The sequence below is a fragment of the Clostridiales bacterium genome (assembly GCA_018333995.1).
In the GTDB taxonomy this organism is placed as follows: domain Bacteria; phylum Actinomycetota; class Coriobacteriia; order Anaerosomatales; family SLCP01; genus JAGXSG01.
In genome coordinates this window covers 1-17,642 of record JAGXSG010000015.1, presented here as the reverse complement: position 1 = coordinate 17,642, position 17,642 = coordinate 1, and the positions used below count along the sequence as shown (strand labels likewise).

16 protein-coding genes are annotated in these 17,642 nt (G+C 62.2%); 13 read left to right on the top strand and 3 right to left on the bottom strand.

Annotation, left to right across the window (positions count from 1 at the left end):
* Window positions 1–9 precede the first annotated feature (9 nt).
* Together KGZ40_04555 and KGZ40_04550 are read left to right on the top strand one after the other, a co-directional pair.
* Window positions 10–363, top strand: coding sequence for a hypothetical protein (locus tag KGZ40_04555; protein MBS3956785.1), 354 nt, complete (start codon window positions 10–12; stop codon window positions 361–363).
* Window positions 312–1,802: a PAS domain S-box protein gene (locus KGZ40_04550; GenBank protein ID MBS3956784.1), complete on the top strand. Its 1,491-nt coding sequence runs from the start codon at window positions 312–314 to the stop codon at window positions 1,800–1,802. The genes KGZ40_04555 and KGZ40_04550 overlap by 52 nt, the downstream gene beginning before the upstream one ends.
* Before the next feature lie 15 nt (window positions 1,803–1,817).
* On the opposite strand, the gene KGZ40_04545 is transcribed toward KGZ40_04550, so the two are convergent.
* Together KGZ40_04545 and KGZ40_04540 are read right to left on the bottom strand one after the other, a co-directional pair.
* Window positions 1,818–2,840 carry a NapC/NirT family cytochrome c gene (locus KGZ40_04545; GenBank protein ID MBS3956783.1) on the bottom strand — a complete coding sequence of 341 codons (1,023 nt, stop codon included), beginning with the start codon at window positions 2,838–2,840 and terminating at the stop codon, window positions 1,818–1,820.
* A 117-nt stretch (window positions 2,841–2,957) separates the two neighbouring features.
* A complete protein-coding gene (locus KGZ40_04540) occupies window positions 2,958–3,983 on the bottom strand; it encodes a NapC/NirT family cytochrome c (GenBank protein MBS3956782.1) in 1,026 nt (341 codons plus the stop codon).
* Between the two features lie 458 nt (window positions 3,984–4,441).
* Here KGZ40_04540 and KGZ40_04535 point away from each other — a divergent pair, with 458 nt between their 5' ends.
* The 9 genes from KGZ40_04535 (at window position 4,442) to KGZ40_04495 (ending at window position 12,964) form a co-directional block, all read left to right on the top strand.
* A complete protein-coding gene (locus tag KGZ40_04535) occupies window positions 4,442–5,017 on the top strand; it encodes a hypothetical protein (GenBank protein MBS3956781.1) in 576 nt (191 codons plus the stop codon).
* A complete protein-coding gene (locus KGZ40_04530; GenBank protein ID MBS3956780.1) occupies window positions 5,017–5,952 on the top strand; it encodes a 4Fe-4S dicluster domain-containing protein in 936 nt (311 codons plus the stop codon). Before KGZ40_04535 ends, KGZ40_04530 begins: the two co-directional genes overlap by 1 nt.
* 6 nt (window positions 5,953–5,958) lie before the next feature.
* Window positions 5,959–7,275 (top strand): polysulfide reductase NrfD, encoded by a 1,317-nt coding sequence (gene nrfD / locus KGZ40_04525; protein MBS3956779.1) that lies wholly within the window; start codon window positions 5,959–5,961, stop codon window positions 7,273–7,275.
* The gene (locus KGZ40_04520) at window positions 7,272–8,288 is read left to right on the top strand and encodes a hypothetical protein (protein MBS3956778.1); all 1,017 of its coding nucleotides are present in this window, start codon (window positions 7,272–7,274) and stop codon (window positions 8,286–8,288) included. The genes nrfD and KGZ40_04520 overlap by 4 nt, the downstream gene beginning before the upstream one ends.
* Window positions 8,289–9,110 carry a hypothetical protein gene (locus KGZ40_04515; GenBank protein ID MBS3956777.1) on the top strand — a complete coding sequence of 274 codons (822 nt, stop codon included), beginning with the start codon at window positions 8,289–8,291 and terminating at the stop codon, window positions 9,108–9,110.
* Between the two features lie 63 nt (window positions 9,111–9,173).
* Window positions 9,174–10,055: a hypothetical protein gene (locus tag KGZ40_04510; GenBank protein MBS3956776.1), complete on the top strand. Its 882-nt coding sequence runs from the start codon at window positions 9,174–9,176 to the stop codon at window positions 10,053–10,055.
* Between the two features lie 59 nt (window positions 10,056–10,114).
* Window positions 10,115–10,759 carry a NapC/NirT family cytochrome c gene (locus tag KGZ40_04505; GenBank protein ID MBS3956775.1) on the top strand — a complete coding sequence of 215 codons (645 nt, stop codon included), beginning with the start codon at window positions 10,115–10,117 and terminating at the stop codon, window positions 10,757–10,759.
* 163 nt (window positions 10,760–10,922) lie between these two features.
* A complete protein-coding gene (locus tag KGZ40_04500; GenBank protein ID MBS3956774.1) occupies window positions 10,923–12,248 on the top strand; it encodes a glutamine synthetase in 1,326 nt (441 codons plus the stop codon).
* Window positions 12,249–12,292: 44 nt separating this feature from the next.
* Entirely contained in the window at window positions 12,293–12,964 is a 672-nt protein-coding gene (locus tag KGZ40_04495; GenBank protein ID MBS3956773.1) for a response regulator transcription factor, read from the top strand.
* Between the two features lie 30 nt (window positions 12,965–12,994).
* Here the strand turns inward: KGZ40_04495 and KGZ40_04490 are convergent, their stop codons facing one another.
* Complete coding sequence (locus KGZ40_04490) at window positions 12,995–13,591, bottom strand: methyltransferase domain-containing protein (protein MBS3956772.1); 597 nt, start codon at window positions 13,589–13,591, stop codon at window positions 12,995–12,997.
* A 212-nt stretch (window positions 13,592–13,803) separates the two neighbouring features.
* Here KGZ40_04490 and polA point away from each other — a divergent pair, with 212 nt between their 5' ends.
* Together polA and KGZ40_04480 are read left to right on the top strand one after the other, a co-directional pair.
* The gene (polA, locus tag KGZ40_04485; protein ID MBS3956771.1) at window positions 13,804–16,461 is read left to right on the top strand and encodes a DNA polymerase I; all 2,658 of its coding nucleotides are present in this window, start codon (window positions 13,804–13,806) and stop codon (window positions 16,459–16,461) included.
* Between the two features lie 129 nt (window positions 16,462–16,590).
* The gene (locus tag KGZ40_04480) at window positions 16,591–17,415 is read left to right on the top strand and encodes a hypothetical protein (GenBank protein MBS3956770.1); all 825 of its coding nucleotides are present in this window, start codon (window positions 16,591–16,593) and stop codon (window positions 17,413–17,415) included.
* The last annotated feature ends 227 nt before the right edge of the window (window positions 17,416–17,642 follow it).

Here is a 17,642-nt window from a genome sequence, read left to right as displayed (position 1 = left end):
TTACTTCTGGTGGACTGGTTGACGCCAGCACAGGTCGCGGTGCTGATCGGTGCCATCGTGCTGGTTGCGGTCTTTGGATACCTGTACGCATCGTCACGTGAGACGCATCTTGGGTTATGGACTGCAGCGTGGGTCGCGTACGCCGCGCGTGCGGGATTCGACATAGCCCACTCACTCGTCACAGAACAGGCTGACTTGCTGTTTGCGGGCGCTCAGGTGATGAACGTGGCGAGCGTCTCTTGTTCGCCGGTACGCTTAAGTTTCTCGGCAGCAGGATCTCTCACGCATGGTACGTGGCTGCTGGTGTTGTTGTGGCCTGGACGGTCACGGGACTCCTCGTTGACGCCACTTCACTTGTGGTGAGGATGCCGGGGTTCGTCTTTCTCGGGCTTGCGAGCATCGTGACGGGTCTGGCCTGGCTTCGCGCGACCGCTGGGGTTTGGGCGCGACTGTCAGGATGGGTTTTCATCGTATGGGGCGTTCACCGCCTCAACTATCCGTTGCTGCGCGATGTCGATTGGTTCGCCCCAGTTGGATACGGCGTAGGCGCCTTTCTTGCGTTGCTTGCGGCATTCTCAGTGCTCGTGGCCCATTTCGAGAAGATACGGGCGAGCCTTTCAGCAAGTGAACGGCGCTACCGTGAACTTTTCCATCGCAGTGCTTCGGTGATGCTCCTTATAGACCCGCGCGACGGATCGATTGTTGACGCGAACGAAGCGGCGGAGCACTACTACGGTTGGTCGCATGATGCACTCACCGCTATGCGCATCATCGACATCAACACGCTGACGCCCGAAGAGGTCAAGACGGAGATGGCGAAGGCGGCAGCCGAGCGTTCCCACTTCCTGTTCTCGCACCGGTTGGCGGATGGGTCTGTGCGCGAGGTTGAGGTATACACGGGGCCTGCTGACGTGGACGGTCGCAAGTTGCTCTACTCGATCATTCACGACATCAGTGACCGGCGCAGGGTCGAGCGGGAACTCGCCGAGCACAAGGACAGACTGGAGGCGCTCGTTGAGGAGAGGACCGGCGAGTTGCTCGCCACCAACCGCCGGCTTGAAGCGGCGCAGAAGGCAAAGGACGGGTTTCTTGCCAACATGAGTCACGAGCTTCGTACCCCCCTAAATTCGATTATCGGGTTTTCTGGGCTGCTCGCTGAAGGACTTGCCGGTGACCTGACCGCAGAGCAGCGGCGACAGATCGCGATGGTGCGGTCGTCCGGGCGTCACCTTCTTGCCCTCGTGAATGATCTGCTCGACGTGTCAGCAATCGATTCCGGTCGCACCAAACCGTCGCTAGCGGTTGTCGATCTTTGCGATGTTGTCAAGGAGCTGGCCACAAATGTTGAGCCGCGTTGCGCGGAGCAAGACCTTGAGTTTCGGGTCGAAGGTTGCGGCGAACACCAGTCGTGTCTGCTCGTGACCGACCGTCAGCTCATCGAGCAGATCGTGTGGAACCTGCTCGACAACGCGGTCAAGTTCACAGATCACGGCTGCATCACACTGGCGGTGCGCCCGGCTCCCGGGGGTGCGGAGATATCTGTCACCGATACAGGCGCCGGAATCGGTTTCGCAGACCTCGACCGGGTATTCGAAGACTTCGTGCAACTCGAAGCGGTGCAGGGCGCCAAGAATCCCGGTACCGGACTCGGGCTTGCCATTTCGCGACGGTTGAGCGAGATACTCGGCGGCAGACTCGACGCGGCGAGCGAGCTCGGACACGGTTCGACCTTCATGCTGGCGGTCATGGACCACGGACGTACGCACGCGGCACCTGCCCTTGCATGGCCGATCGGCGGATAAGCCCGCCTCGGCATGCTATTGAGGCGTAGAGCCTCGTCCGTGGCACTGCGCGCAGAAGACCGCTTCGTGGCAACGCATGCAAGCGGCTGGTCCCTGTATCCGCGTCACACGGTAGTGCTGTGTCCCCCACGTATCGATGACAGCGCCTTCGAGCGAGTGATGGCACGCGCTGCAGGGATCGGGGGCTGCGTAGTGGCACCCGGAACACACGACGCGGTCGAGAGACGCGGCCTCCACGCCGTGATCCTGCGCGAACGTGGGCGGATGAGGCATCAGGACACCGTGGCAGTCGACGCAGTACTGCTCGGTGTGACACATCATGCACTGCGTGGTGTCTGTCTTGGCGCTGTCACCGTGAGCTGGCCGCTGCCACTCGCCGATCGGGTCGTGCGATGCGGGTGTCAGTTCAAGGTGCGCGGGGTGGCACACCGCGCACTCCCCGGAAGGCTCGCCTGGGGCGGGGGTGAGCGAGTGGCACTCGTAGCACTGCTCCATCATGACGAGCACGATGTCGGTCTCCGGGTCAGGGTGCGTGGTGTTGAGATGGCACGACAGGCACGCGTCGTTGCGCTCGGCATGATCGGCGTGGTCGATGATGACCCGGTCGCCCGTGCTCGGCTCGCGGGTCATCGAGTGGCAGCGCAGGCAGACGTTATCGGGAGTCTCGGCAATCGGACCGACGGCTCCTCGGCGCTCGGGTTGCGCGGCTTGGGCGGCATCGCCCGAGAGGTACTGCGAGACCTCATCGGCGAAGTCTGTTGCGCGATACCTGAAGCCATCGTGCCACGCGTACTCGGTGTGACATGAACGGCACCCTGTGTTGGCATGCGAAGAAGCTCTCCACGCCGCGACGTGGGGGGCGATCTCATGACACGAGCCGCACACGCCGGCGAGAGCGGGGGTGCGGGCGGCTCCTTCGAGGAGGGCGGCGGTTGCGAGCACGATCACCAGCATGGCGCCCACTAAAGAGATCGCGATCATCGCCCCGCGATGGCGCCGCGCTCGATTCCATGCCCCTGTGATGTCCGGTCTTTTCATGCGAACCCTCCGGTTAGCGGGTCGCGACCCTGAAGACGCCATTTCGCAAGCTCCAAGCTATCGCGAATCCCCGCTGGCTACCAGCAGAAACACGATGCGTAGCCAAATCCGTTCCCACTATAGCGAACCAGCGTTCGGTCGGCCACGCACGTGGCATCGCCCACAGTACCGGGGCTTGTGGCAGTCGAAGCAGGCGGAAGGTCCGGCGTCGCGCACGGCGTACATGTGTTGCTGGACCCAGGGTTGGGTGGGTTCGGATCCTTGATGATGGCACGCGCTGCACGGGTCGATGTCGGCTGCTGGGGCATGGCACATGTCGCAGGCATCGCGCTTCAGCGCGGCCTCCTCGCCGTGATCCTGCGCGAACGTGGGCGGATGAGGCATCAAGACACCGTGGCAGTCGACGCAGTACTGCTCGGTGTGACACATCATGCACTGCGTGGTGTCTGTCTTGGCGCTGTCACCGTGAGCTGGCCTGAGCCACTCGCCGATCGGGTCGTGCGATGCGGGTGTCAGCTCCAAGTGCGCGGGGTGGCACACCGCGCACTCCCCGGAAGGCTCGCCGGGGGCGGGGGTGAGCGAGTGGCACTCGTAGCACTGCTCCATCATGAGGAGCACGATGTCGGTCTCCGGGTCAGGGTGCGTGGTGTTGAGGTGACACGACAGGCACGCGTCGTTGCGCTCGGCATGATCGGCGTGGTCGATGATGACCCGGTCGCCCGTGCTCGGCTCGCGGGTCATCGAGTGGCAGCGCAGGCAGACGTTATCGGGAATCCCCAGGGTTGCCGGACGGGGGAGCTCAGGTTCTCTCGCTGGCGTGGGCTCTCGGGACACGAATCTGGAGACATCGTCGGCAAGCGCGGTGATTCGATACAGTGGACCCTGGTACCACGCGTACTCGGTGTGACATGAGCGGCACCCCGTGTTCGCATGCGTAGAAGCTCTCCACGCGGCGACGTGGGGGGCGATCTCATGACACGAGCCGCACACGCCGGCCAGAGCGGGGGAGCGTCCGGCTCCTTCGAGGAGGGCGGCGGTTGCGAGCAGCGCCGCAAAGACGACTCCCACGATTGCGCCGAGAATGAGCGCGCCACTCACGCGGGGAAGCCGCGGACGCCAAGAACGCCCAGGCGAGCGCTTCACGCGTTTTCTCCGGATCGAGACGTGCATCCTGCCTCCGCGTCACCGGTCGCCGGGGTGATTTCATTGGCGACGGGCAAATTGATAGAGTGCTTGCGACTTCTTGTCTTCCTACAGTATCGTACACGCTGTTGCGTGCATCGTGGCACAATGTGTTGTAGGGTGCGTGAAGCAATTAGCAAAGTACGTCAGGGGCCGCATCATCGTGCAGAATGTGTTTGTGTAAGATGTGTGGTAGCGGAGGAGAACGGCTAATAGAGGCTGACGCTCTTCCTCGCCACGTGACGAAGGGTGGTGTGTCCGCCATAGACGCAGTGGAACACGCAACGTCTGATCAGTACCCGATACGTGCACTGAGTAGTCGGTGGACATCGATCACTATCTTCGGGGTCGCACTCTCGTTCACCGTCGCATGTCTTGCGTTTGCCGGCAGCGCTTCAGCCGCCGAGGGGACGTTACCGGTGACGGGTAGGGCGGCCACGGGCGAGCCACTCTTTTATCCGTGCTCCGCGTGTCACCCCGTCACCCAGCGCGAGATCGAGCAGGGGCGTACGCTACCCAACGGATTTACTCGCCACCAGATCACGCTGCATGGCCACGCGTCGCTCGGCGAGGGAAGAGCCGCGTGCGCTGCCTGTCATGACACTGCGGCGGGAGATCCCGGCAGACTCAAGCTAGCGGACGGTACGCTCGTAGCTATCACAGGCGATGTGTCGCGGGTGTGCTATCGGTGCCACTCTGCGATATACCGTGAGTTTGAGGCGGGGATACACGGTGCGGGCGAGCAGAAGTGTTCGTCCGCCGGCTGTCACGACCCGCACACGCCGGGCTTCATCTTCGCTGAGGGATTGCTCCCGTTCGTGGGCAACGGCTTTCAGTTCTCAATCCTTTCGGAGTCCACCACATTTACCCCGATGGCTGGACCGCCTGTGCAAGCCGGTCATCGAGATCCTGAGTACCTTCAGGTGCTCGCGATCCTTGGCGTGGCACTGGCCGCAGGTCTAGCTATCGCACTTGTCCGAGGGAGGTCGAACTGATGACTGACGAGCGACACTCGGACGCTGGCTATTCCGAGGCCGCCATTGGCGCTGAGGAGACGTACGAAACGCGTGCCGAACGGATCGCGGATGACGTGACGCGGAGGGGGTTTCTTAAGGGTGCTGGCGTGCTTCTCGGTGTGTTTGCCGCAGGTACGGTACCGGCGTTCGCTACGCTGTTCGCCTCTTCGGCTGGCGCGGCCGCTCCCGAGGGCGGTGATCCGCTGGACTACTTCCGCGACGTGAATGATCCAATGTGTTATCCAGGCGAGCCCGTCTATTACGCAGACAAAGCGGGCGACCAGAGTTGGGCCATGGTCATTGACGTCAACGCGTGTGTGGGATGTCGCCGGTGTGTATACGCGTGTGTTCGCGAGAACAACCTTCCTCGGAACGGCGGATTCCAGTACATCAAGATCCTGGAGATGCCGCTTGCCGCGCTCAAGCTGGAGTATGCGCGTCTCGATTTCACGGAGGCCGGAGATAGGGATTTTTGGTATCTCCCGGTGCAGTGCATGCACTGCGGCATACCGCCCTGTGTACTGGGATGTCCTATCAAGGCCACGTGGAAAGAGCCTGACGGAATCGTAGTCATGGACTACAAGAAGTGTATTTCCTGCAAGAATTGCCTGGTCACCTGCCCGTATGGTGCTCGGCACGCCAACTGGGCGTACCCATACATTCCGGAAAACGACATCAATCCGAAGGTCCCGCACAAGGACAAGGCGAAGGTGATCGAGAAGTGTACGTTTTGTATCCACCGGACAAGGAATGGCATGAACACAGCGTGTACTGAGGCGTGTCCGGTCGGCGCTCGAACCTTTGGAGATCTCAATGATCCGGAGAGCGCTGTGACACAGATTCTCAAGACCAAGAAGGTTTTCCGTCTTAAAGAGGGCCTCGGTTGCGAGCCCATGATCTGGTACGTAGGGTGATGCCGCGTGAGTGAAATCGTAGTGAAGCGCCCAGGAGTCAAGCGGTTCATTGGGATCGACTGGAACTTTGGGGCGCTCAAGACGGCGGGTCCGCGGTACTGGGCATTTATGGCCATTCTCGGCATCTTCATCGGACTAGCGGCCATTTCATGGACGGAGCTGCTCAGGCACGGCGGCGCGGTGCTCGCGATGCGCGACTCCAGTCCGTGGGGCCTGTGGTTCGTGAACTACATGTACTACGTAGGCCTTTCAGCCGGCGGGCTCGTGGTGTACGCGAGCGTTCATCTGTTCGGCGCGGAACAGTACCGTCCTCTCGCGCGGTTCGCGGTGCTCCAGGCCGGAGTACTCGTCATGCTCGCTTTGCTCGGCCTCTTGAGCGACATGAAGCTCCCGTGGCGTGCGGTGTGGTTCATGATCACACCTAACTTTACCGCTCCATTCGTTTTCACCGGTAGCGCGGCCGCAATATATATGATCATCTGCTTCATCGACCTGTGGGTCATGATCACCCGCAAGGGTGGAGAGAAACTCGCTCATCGCATGACGCTCATCGCGTTACCATTCGCGATCTACCTGCACACCACGACGGCGTTTGTCCTCGCGCTCAACAAGTCACGTGAACTGTGGCATACCGCGATCATGGTTCCGATATTCCTGACTTCCGCGACAGCATCAGGAATCGCGCTGCTACTTATCTTCGCGTATATCGTCCAGCACTTCGCGGGCTACAAGTTCAAGCCATCAATGTTCAGGAGTCTGTCCACCCTGCTGGCCACAGTCATCATCATCGACCTGTTCCTGTTGGCCGTCGAGATGATCGTCGTCTTCTGGGGAACGTCGACCTCGCCGTATTACTCTATCAGGATGGCCGAGTTCTTCACCGGTGCCTATGCGCCGATCTTTCTGCCGGTGCTCGCTCTTGGTCTCACATCTTTCGTGTTGCTGTCGCGTCGCTCTACGAGACACCTGGCTTCCGTTCAGATCACGGCAGCCATACTCTATGTCGTTGCGATCTTCTTTAAGCGCTACTCCTTACTGGGAATGGGCTTCGTGTACGACACGCTCGGCCAGTTCCAGGGGGTTTATGTGCCTAGTCTGGTCGAGATACTGCTTGCGGTGGGAGTCCTTGCCTTCGGCATCGCTCTCGTGACGCTCGCGGTCAAGGTGCTGCCGATGGAGGAGCCGGAAAGTGAGCACGGCCACGGGCACGCTCACGGGCACGGCGATGCTCACGCTTTGTATCCTGCGCCAGGTGGCACGGCACCGGTCGTGTCGGCGCACATGGCTGGACCGGTGACCGAAAGAGGGGTGAGCGGCCCGTGATCACCGACTTCCTCGAGAAGTGCGCCGCTCGCCTGCGCAAGACGCCTAGACGGGTGAAGGTCTTGGTCGGGCTGGTGGCGGTTTTGCTGATTATCACGATCGGGCTTCCCGCAACGCTCATGTCTCAGCCTGCCGTCATCGGGCGGGTCGCTGAGCTCACAGACAACAGCGCCTCGTTGCAGGCGTCCATGCATACCGGGATGACATGCGGTCAGTGTCACGTTGACTCGCGCGGTCGCTTGCTCGGTACGTTTGCCCGTGTCGCCGACTTCTACCGCACGGTTCTTTCGCCGGAGACTGAGCTCGCGTACATCGAGTTTGAGACACCCCGCGCCGACGCGTGCATTGTGTGCCACGAGGAAACCTGGAGTGCCGACGCGGAGAGAACCACCCGAATTCCCCATCCTGCGCACTTGCGGCTGTCTGAGGAAACACGAGAGTGCGTCGAGTGTCATAAGTGGACGGCGCATCAGGAACCATACATGGAAGAGCACAAGACGATGGAGTTCAGCGGCTTGTGCTCGGCGTACGGATGTCACTCGGGATGGAAGCGCATGGACGAATGCGCTAGTTGCCACCACTCACTGCTTGAGGAGCCGGAGGAGTGGGCCACACTCCATCCAAGCGTGGTGTTCACAAGCGGCGACGGTGGATGTCTCGAGTTGTGTCACGATGTGTCACAGTGCCGCCAGTGTCACACCACGGGAGAGTCGCCGTTTGAGGGAGTGCCGGATCAGACGGAGCGCGATGCCCTCGAGGCGGAACATGCACAAGCGGATTGGACCAGAACTCACGGTCCACGCGCGCTTCGCGATCAGTCCGCGTGCCTTACGTGCCACATTTCTCTTGGGCCGTGTCAGAACTGTCACGCACAGCGGCCAGCATCACACGGGCCTGAGGGGATGTGGATTGGTGCTCACCAGGATGCCGTGAAGGTTGAGGGTCAGTGCATGACGTGTCACGAGCAGACATACTGCGATCATTGCCACGACCAGTTTAAGGAGATGCGGTAAGTGGACCGCGATGACGGCCAGACGCTCGTGGCGGGCGAGAAGCCCGCTCGGCCAGGGAAGAGGCGCAGAACCGTTCTAGTCCTCCTCGCCTTGCTCGTTGTCGCGGTTCTGCTCATTCTTCCGGGAATCGTTAAGCTGCAGTCGCCCTACTACGAGCGCTATCCGGAGTTGCGCGAGTCCATGCACTTCTGGGAGGAATCGACGCACGCGCTCATGAGTTGCGCGGATTGCCACATTTCGCCGGGTGTCTGGCCGCACATTCTTCATGGCTTTCAGTCGGTTCCCGCTTTCTACGCGCAGCTCCTGCGCGGGCCGGGTGAAGAGCACCTGTTTGGTCCGCCCCCGACGGAGGCGTGTCTGAGGTGTCATACCATCAACCGGACGGTCTCCGCGGATGGCGATCTTCTGATCCCGCACCGAGCGCACATCGAGATACTCGAAGTCGAGTGCGTCGACTGTCACTTGCAGCTTGTACACTACGAGAACCCCCTCGGTCTGAATCGGCCGCCTATGGAGATGTGCATGGACACGTGTCATGACGGTGAGACTGCGGGCGAGGAGTGCATCAAGTGCCACACGCGAAAGGATGTACCCGAAGACCATCTGCAGCCTGATTGGCTCCAGGTCCATCAAGAAGAGAGCGCGAAACAGGACTGTGGACAGTGCCATGCGTGGACACCAGATTTCTGTGCTGAGTGCCACCAAGAACGGCCGCGCAGCCACGAGGGCAACTTCAAGACGTTGCACGCGCCGCGAGCGGCCGCGAACAGCGAGGGCTGCATGTTCTGTCACGACGAGCAGTACTGCCTGAACTGCCACTAACGATGACATTCTGACTGCCGAGGAGAGACGTTGTCAGCGGAGAGCGCCAAGAGGAACCAAGGAGTGCGACGGGTCGCAGAGGCGGCGGGCCGGGGCATGCGCGCCGTCGTCGCGTATGCCCGGAGGTACTGGCGCGCCGCACTGCTACTCGTGGTCTTTTCTGTGCTGGTTCTTGGCCCAGGCTACACCGCTAATCAACCATCCTTCTATGAGCGCTTTGAGGGACTGGGCGCATACCAGGCGACATGGGCCAACTCGACCCATGCGAACGTGCCGTGCCAGAGCTGCCATGTCGATCCTGGTCCCGTGGCCCAGTCGATCTATGCGGTACGCATGGTCGGAGAGGCATATCTCGCCCTTCTGCCCGCGCTGCGTGAACCTGCGACGCTGAGCACGCCACCTACCGCAGCGTGTAATGGATGCCATGTTGACCTGAGGAGCGTTTCTCCAGCTGGGGATCTGCTTATTCCGCACACCGCGCATGTCGATGCGCTAGGGGTCGACTGCATCGTGTGTCACGTCGGTGAACTCGTGCATAACGCCGACCCGGCAATCTCTACCACCCCCCGGATGGCAACATGTCTGACGTGTCACGACGGAGTGACAGCGGACGAAGCGTGCGACGCGTGTCATACCGAAAAAGGAATACCCGCGAACCACCAGGAACCGACGTTCATCGTTGATCACGCAGAGAGACAGTCTGAGATCGACTGTCAGACATGCCACGCTTGGCGCGAAGACTGGTGCAGGGAGTGTCACGAGAGGCGTCCGCGTTCACACGGAACGGGAACCAATCCTTCAGAGTGGCGAGCTGCGCACCGGGACATAGTCGCCGCGCGTTCTCCACGCAACTGCGAGGTGTGCCATGAAGATTCGTTCTGTATCGAGTGTCACGGTGAACTCCCGCCGGGCAACTACGATCCCGCTGTAGAGTTCGTCCGATAGGTGGTACGTCCGTGACCGGCTTCACGCCACAGAGTGGCGCGAGCGCACCTGAGGAACCGATGGTTTCCGACGACTCGGGAGCAACCGTTCAAAGCGACAAAGCGGAGGGCCAGGATGCCGCATCTTCCGCTGTTCCTCCACGCAAGAGAATGAGCCGCAGAGTCAAGGTGTGGATCATTGCAGGAGTGGCGTTCTTGGTCTTCTACACGATTCCCGCCGCGTTCACCGCTAATCCTCGAGCGTGTGCGACGTGTCACGCTATGAGGCCGTACTACGAGACATGGTCAACATCCCGCCATCGTGGTGCGGCCTATACGTGTCTGCACTGTCATGCAAAGCCCGGAGTGATCAATCGGGCGATCTATCGGGCGACGATCTACAAAGATATCGTCATCGTGATCACCGGCGGCCGGGTCACGTTGTTTCGCACCTCAGAAGTGACTAACGAGTCATGCCAGCAGAGTGGATGTCACTCGCTTAACAGGGTGTTTTCGCTTTCTGGCCAAATTCGGGTCAACCACCGGGTGCACGTCGAGGGAGAAGGCATGTCGTGCATGGATTGCCACCAGGGTGCTGGACACGAAGGTGTTAGGGGAACTTCGGTCCCCCCGATGGATTCATGCGCCGAATGTCACGAGGCCGTGATGGACGATTGCGCATACTGCCACATGGCTCGGTCACTGCCTACCCGGGATGACTCGTAAGACCGATCTGATCGCTCCCTCCCACATTCCAAAGGTCCCTGAAACGCTTCCGAAACAATCCGCGTCTACTCTGATGTTCACGCGTGCGACGCGTGCTTTTGCACACGTGCCGCGAAGGTGTTTGACGTCATCCAGACAAGGAGGAAGTGGCATGGGAGCCATGATGGACAGGGACTACGTGCTAACGACGGTGCAGGAGCGGGACATCAAGTTCATTCGCTTCTGGTTCACCGACGTTCTCGGCGTGCTGAAGTCATTTGCGGTCACCGATTCAGAACTCGAGAACGCGTTCGAGGAGGGCATGGGCTTCGATGGCTCCTCGATCAACGGTTTTACTCGCATCCAGGAGTCCGACATGGTCGCGTTCCCGGACGCGGGCACGTTCCAGGTCATTCCGTGGCGCCCCGAGGAGCAGGGTGTCGCACGCATGTTCGCCGACATCGTCAAGCCCGATGGTTCGCCCTTCGAGGGCGATCCCCGCTATGCGCTCAAACGCGTGCTCGCGAAGGCCGCGGACATGGGCTATACGATGTATGTCGGTCCCGAGCTTGAGTTTTTCTACTTCGCCGATGAGCACGGGACCGAGACGCTCGACAAGGGCGGCTACTTTGATCTCACCCCGCTCGATGTGGCGAGCAACCTGCGCCGCGAGACGGTGCTTACTCTCGAGAAGATGGGCATCCCGGTCGAGTACAGCCACCACGAGGTCGCTCCATCGCAGCACGAGATCGACTTGCGCTACCAAGACGCGCTCACTATGGCCGATGCGGTCATGACGTATCGGCTTGTCGTCAAAGAGGTCGCCTACGCCAACGGCGTGTACGCCACCTTCATGCCCAAGCCTATTCAGGGCGAGAACGGCTCGGGCATGCACACGCACCAGTCGCTCTTTACCGCAAACGGAAACGCGTTCTTTGATCCCAACGATCCGCAGGGCTTCAACCTCTCCACAATCGGGAAGCAGTACATCGCAGGTCTGCTCAAGTACGCTCCCGAGTTCTGCGCCGTGACCAACCCGCTCGTGAACTCCTACAAGCGCCTCGTGCCCGGCTTTGAGGCGCCGGTCTACGTCTCATGGGCGCGTCGCAATCGCTCGGCGATGGTGCGCGTGCCGATGTACAAGCCCGGCAAGGAGGCAGCGACCCGCGTCGAGTTGCGCTCGCCGGATCCCTCGGCCAACCCCTACCTCGCCTTCGCGGTCATGCTTGGCGCCGGTCTTAAGGGTATCGAGGAGGGCCTCGAGCTCATGCCCGAGGCGACAAACGACATCTTCGAGATGACCGATGCCGAGCTGGCGGAAGCCGGAATTACAACGTTGCCAAAGAACCTCGGTGAGGCGATCGAGAAGTTCGAGGAATCTGAGACGATGCGCGAGATACTCGGCGATCACATCCATAAGTACTACACGGCCAACAAGAAGGCCGAGTGGTCCCAGTACATTCAGCACGTCTCGAAGTGGGAACTCGATCGCTATCTCAGCACGTTCTAGCGGTCGATTCGCGCGTCGCTCAATTGATGGGGAGCGCTACAATCATGCACATGAAACGGGTCCTCATCACATCCGATGACGTGCACACCCGTGCATGGGCGCGCGCCGCGATCGAGTCCCTCGACGTCACTGTTGCGGAGTGTGCAACGAGCGAGCTTGCCGCGACGCTGGCCGCCGAGCCGTTCGCACTGGTGCTGATCGAGGGTCGCCTAGATCCGGAGCCGCTCATAAGCGTGGTCGAGCAGGCGAGAACTGAGGGCGCGGAACCCTCAGTTCTCGTGCTGATCGAGCCCCCGGCGTTGTCGGCGTTGCGGCTCCCTACCCGCATGCCCGCCGATTTCATGGTGCGCGGCTCATCTTCCGAGGAGATGGTGGTCCGGGCCCGTACGCTCATGTGGCCGGGTGAGGAGGTTGGCTCTCAGGAGTTGTTGCGCGTCGATGACCTCACCGTCAACCTCGCCACCTACCAGGCGTACCGGGATGGCGAGCCGATCGACTTCACGTACCTAGAATATGCGCTGTTCGCGTTCCTTATTACCCACCCGAACCGGGCCTACAGCCGGGAAGTGCTACTGCGCCGCGTGTGGGGCTCGAACTACTATGGTGGCTCACGCACGGTCGACGTGCACGTGAGGCGCATTCGCGCGAAGATCGGAGCGGAGCTCGGACGCCGCCTCGAAACGGTACGCAATGTCGGATATCTTTGGAGTGCGTAGACGGAAGCGGGATGTCGGGCGAACATCCGCTCAGCCCTGACGCCGCACTGCTCCTGTGAACCGGTACGAGGGGCCTTTGAGCCGCTCGCACGTCCCGTCGATGCCGTGTCCGGCGAAGAACGCGCACATCTCCTCAGGCGTGAAGAACGCGCCGGGTTCGCCGAGCGCCTTCTCGGCGGCGACGATGAGCCGCATGAACCACACGCTCGGATCGAGCTCGACGACGATGACGCCGCCGTCGCACCGAACCACCCGCTGGAACTCGCGTGCTGCGGCGTCCTGGTCGCGGAAGTGGTGGAAGGCGTCGGTGACGATCACCGCGTCGAAGGTGTCGGCGGCAAACGGCATCTTCTCCGCGACGCCGAGGACACCGGTGATGTCGTCGTTTCTGGGCAGGTAGGCGAGCATCTCAGGCGTGGGATCGAGCACGGTGACGCGTACGCCGGTCTCGGCGTTGAGCCGGGCGGCGAGTGCGCCGGTACCGCCGCCGACGTCGAGGACGTGGCGCGTGGAGCCGTCACCGTTCATGAACGGGTCGAGCCATCCTGCGATCTCGCTGATCGTGTCGGGAGACCAGCGGTTGGAGACCTTGTTGAACATCGGTGCGGCCCAGTTGAAGAAGCCCATGTCGTGCGCCCTGTCGCTCGTTGAGGTCTACGTACTGGTGACAGTGTTCCCGGAAGACAACCAGATGGTGCGCGTGTCTTCGGCGATCGAGTCACGTGGCGCCGCGCCATACGCACTCGGGTACAATCCGAATCGCGGCGGAGCGCGACGCGACGGACAGGCGCGCAGCCTCGCCGCACGCCACTGGCCACAACCCGAAAGGCGCCCGCCCGATGGCCCTGCGCACCATCGCCGTCATCGACGGCAACAGCCTGCTACACCGCGCGTTCCACGCGCTTCCGCCCACCATGACCGCGCCCGACGGGCGTCCCACTAACGCGGCGTTCGGGTTCATTTCGATGCTGCTCAAATTCGTGCAGGAGCTTTCGCCCGATGGCGTCGTGGTCGCCTTCGACAAGGGCAAGCCGACGTTTCGCACAGAAGCGCTCGCCGCATACAAGATCCACCGTCCCCCTACCGCTGACGAGCTCAAAGTGCAGTTCCCGATGGTCAAGCGGCTGCTTGAGGCGATGAGGGTGCCGATCGTTGAGGTCGAAGGGTGGGAGGGCGACGACATACTCGGCACGGTGGCGTGCTTGGCCGAGCAGGGCGACATGCGCGCTCTCCTTGTCACCGGCGACCGCGACGCGCTCCAGCTCGTGAGCGATCACGTCTCGGTCGTGACCACTCGCAAGGGCATAACCGACATCGTCGTCTACGACCCGGCAGCGGTGCTTGAGCGCTACGGGGTGACTCCGTCGCAGGTACCCGACTACCTCGGCCTGAAGGGCGACACGAGCGATAACATCCCCGGCGTTCCCGGGGTGGGCGAGAAGACCGCCGCGAAACTCATCGTGGAGTATGGTTCGCTTGAGGCGGTGCTCAAGGCCGCACCCGCTATCAAGGGCAAGCTCGGTGAGAACCTCGTCGCGCACGCCGAGGACGCCCGGGTGAGCCGCACCGTCGCGACGATCGTGTGTGATGTGCCTATCGAGCTCGACCTTGCGAGCGTGTCGTGGGGCCGCTTCGACGCTAAGGCGGTGGCCGAGGCGTTTGGTGAGCTCAGGTTCACCTCGCTCATCGAGCGGGTAATGGCGGCGGGTGGCGGGGTGGTCGCCGGCGCTCTCCCTGCGCTCGAGCCGGTTCCTGCGGCGGGCACCGCCGAGTGGGCGCTTATCGAGGGAGCGGCGGCCGCAGAGCGGGTGCGTGCGTGGGTGCGCGGCGGCGGGTGGCTAGGGGTTGCGCTCGACGACGGCACGAGCGAGTCGCTCTTCGCCGAGCGCCGCGACCTTGCGGTCGCACACGCGGGCGAGGTGGCGCTCGTCGCCGGGGACGACGCCTCGACCGTGTTCGCGGTCCTTCTCGGCGGGGGACGTGTGGCGGCTGGTGATGTGAAGGCGCTGCTGCACGAGTTGTGCCCGCCGGTGGCCGTCGCACGATGCGACCTGTCCTTCGACGCGGCCGACCCGGCGCGCCTGTTCGACTGCGCGCTCGCGGCGTACCTGCTCGAGTCGAACCGCTCCGCCTACGACGTAGGCGCGCTCGCGAGCGACTACCTCGGCAGGCCGCTTTCGCAGGTAGCAAATGAGGGGCATGGACGTGCGGCGATCGAGGCCCGGGCGGTCGCCGATCTTGCGCAGGTGCTTGCGAACCGCCTCGCCCAAGACGGCTCGACGGAGGTCTTCGAACGCATAGAGATGCCGCTTGTGCCGGTGCTCGCACGGATGGAGCGGGCCGGCGTAGGCGTTGACACCGCTGTGCTCGCCGCGCTCGCGACCGAGACCCAGGGCCGCATCGAGACAATCCGTGCGCAGGTCTTCGCCGAGGCCGGCGTCGAGTTCAACATCGACTCTCCCAAGCAGCTCGGCGAGGTGCTCTTCGAGAAGATGGGCATCCCGCCCACCAAGAAGACCAAGACCGGGAATTCGACCGACGCGTCGGTGCTCCGCGGTCTCGCGGAGGGCTACCCGATCGCCCAGCTCATCATGGACTACCGCGAACTCGCGAAGCTCACCTCGACGTACCTGCTTGCTTTGCCTCGACTCCTCGGCGAGGACGGGCGGCTGCACACGACGTTCAACCAGACGGTCGCGGCCACAGGCCGGCTTTCGAGCAGCAACCCGAACCTGCAGAATATCCCCGTGCGCACGGAGCTTGGCCGCCGTATCCGCGCGGCGTTTGTCCCCGCCGAGGAAGGCCACCTCATGGTGGCCGCCGACTACTCGCAGATCGAGCTGCGTATCCTCGCGCACCTCTCGGCGGATTCCGGTCTCATCGAGGCGTTCACGAGCGGCGAGGACTTTCATGCGGCGACCGCCGCGCGCGTCTTCGGCGTGGCCGTCGACGACGTTCCGCCAGGTCTGCGCGCGCGGGCCAAGGCGGTGAACTTCGGCATCGTGTACGGTCAGAGCGCGCACGGGCTTGCCGACACGCTCAAGATCGGCCACGCCGAGGCCCAGGAGATGATCGACCGCTACTACGCCGCGTACCCGCGCGTCCGCGCATACCTCGATGCAACAGTCACCGAGGCTCACCGCACCGGCGTCGCGACTACGCTCTTTGGCCGCAAGCGCCGCATCCCCGAGCTTGCGAGCCGCAACTACCCCCTGCGCTCGTTTGGCGAGCGCACCGCGATGAACCACCCGATGCAGGGCACGGCCGCCGACATCATGAAGCTCGCGATGATTGAGGTCGACCGCAGGCTGCGGGCTGAGGGTTTCTCGGCAAGAATGGTCCTGCAGGTGCATGACGAGCTCGTGTTCGAGTCACCTGCCGAGGAGATCGACCGGCTCGGCGTGATGGTGCGCGAGGCGATGAGCGGGGTCGCCGAGCTTGCGGTGCCGCTCGAGGTCGGCGTGGCGAGCGGGCCGGACTGGGCGAGCGCGAAGTAAGCGGCAAAGCAGGCCACACGATTGACATTGGTCGCGGGGGGGGGTAGTTTGTTCTTCAGATAGTGAATCCAGAGACAGACTATCCGAATGGCTGTGAGTGGGGCCTCGATTCATGCGAGGATGAGGGCAATGTCCAGGATGATTCGCTTGGGGTTGGTGTGTGGACTGCTGTCCCTGTTCCTCGTGGGGGGTTTTCTGCTCGCATTCGCTCACGAGGGTCCCTCGGACCCCTATCTTGCAACCCAGACGGGAGCCATTGAGTCAGTGGCTTCTCAGGTGGCTGGACGAGAGGTCGCGCTCGAGCGCACGGGGGCCGACTCCTTAGGTTTTTCCGATTATCGCGATAGCGCTACGGGCGACATCTACATCGTGGATGACAAGTCAGGTCAGGTTGTCTTCTACGGCAGCATCACAGCTTCCGACAGGTCTGCTCAGGGCGGCGCGGCTGGTGAGGCGAAGTACCTGACCGACGGGCAAGTCCGGAGAATCGCGCTAGAGCTTGCCAGCGAGCGTTTCCCTCGCTGGCTGGGGCATAATCTGATTGTCGAATACCGTTCGGAAGGAATACGAACGGACGGCAGCGAGCACAAAACGATCCGGTGCACGTTCAGAGAGTATCGATACGGACTTCCCACCTGCAACTTCCTTGAACTCACCCTCAATGCAGAAACTGGTGAGTTGATCGGGTTCCTTCAAAGTGACGGGCCTATCGAGCTTGACATGAGCCGGACAGCGATGAGCGACCGCGACGCGATCGAAGTCGTGGCAAAGGCCGCACACATGCCGGTTCACACGGTCAAGGAATCCGAGCGTATGGTATGGCGTGCGCCATCAACCCGTGAGCCACATCTTGTGCTCAGGGTTGTGCTCGAAACGGGCGACCAGTACTTTGGCGCCAAGGCAGAGGGCTTCGTGGACTTGCACACTGGGGAACTGCTCGGTCTCGGGATGTGATGGACACGCCTACCGTCGTCAGGAGAAGCAGCGTTTCGGCCAACAGGCGTTGGCAAGCGTGTCTCGCCCTGGTCCTCGCTGCGTGTTTCGTGTGCTTGGCCGGTTGTGACAGGGCAACTCAAGGCCCGACCGAAGTCGCGGAAGACGTGTCCGCCCCCACGAGGCTGGAAGCAGCTGTGGAGTCGTTTAGTGAGGCTCTCGGCCTCCAGGACGATGCGATTCTGTCG

What these genes read in the sequence shown, in the direction of transcription:
- KGZ40_04545 (MBS3956783.1), bottom strand. Translation starts at nt 2,840, where the DNA reads ATGAAAAGACCGGACATCACAGGGGCATGGAATCGAGCGCGGCGCCAT.
- KGZ40_04530 (MBS3956780.1), top strand. Translation starts at nt 5,017, where the DNA reads ATGACTGACGAGCGACACTCGGACGCTGGCTATTCCGAGGCCGCCATT.
- KGZ40_04505 (MBS3956775.1), top strand. Translation starts at nt 10,115, where the DNA reads ATGGTTTCCGACGACTCGGGAGCAACCGTTCAAAGCGACAAAGCGGAG.
- KGZ40_04500 (MBS3956774.1), top strand. Translation starts at nt 10,923, where the DNA reads ATGGACAGGGACTACGTGCTAACGACGGTGCAGGAGCGGGACATCAAG.
- KGZ40_04495 (MBS3956773.1), top strand. Translation starts at nt 12,293, where the DNA reads ATGCACATGAAACGGGTCCTCATCACATCCGATGACGTGCACACCCGT.
- KGZ40_04490 (MBS3956772.1), bottom strand. Translation starts at nt 13,591, where the DNA reads ATGGGCTTCTTCAACTGGGCCGCACCGATGTTCAACAAGGTCTCCAAC.
- polA (MBS3956771.1), top strand. Translation starts at nt 13,804, where the DNA reads ATGGCCCTGCGCACCATCGCCGTCATCGACGGCAACAGCCTGCTACAC.
- KGZ40_04480 (MBS3956770.1), top strand. Translation starts at nt 16,591, where the DNA reads ATGTCCAGGATGATTCGCTTGGGGTTGGTGTGTGGACTGCTGTCCCTG.